This window comes from Halohasta sp. A2, from assembly GCF_056175805.1.
On the sequence record NZ_JAQFWV010000228.1, the window covers coordinates 1 to 390 of the forward strand.

Sequence of the window (390 nt, forward strand, 5' to 3'; positions counted from 1 at the left end):
CGGATAGCCTGTGTCTGAGCGACCGTGGAACATGTACCAAATCGAGTTGGTGGTACCGTTCTTTGGCAGTAAAGGCCGTCACAAGTCTGTCTTCGCTATCACTGACGACCGCTGCGTCGTCAGTGATTGCGTTCTGCTCGTCAAGCTCACCCGCTATGTTGGTCCAGTCAGCATTAACCGAGACATCAAGCACGGATCGAGTTTCACCATCATCGTCTTCCGCGAGTGTGATCTGAACCTCGTGCTGACTACGGTCGTCATCCTGACTATGACACTTTGTCCCGTCCGGGATGACGGTGCCAGCTTCTGTACCTGGAATGTGGTCAGAAACAAACGATGAGAGTTTCTGACCGTAGTCTTTGACTCGCCGCTGGATGGTGTCGGGCGACG

At 53.8% G+C, this 390-nt stretch carries 1 pseudogene; it reads right to left on the minus strand.

The window, feature by feature from the left end:
* A pseudogene (locus O2S87_RS18920) lies at nucleotides 1-390 on the minus strand (ISH6 family transposase); the annotation flags it as partial.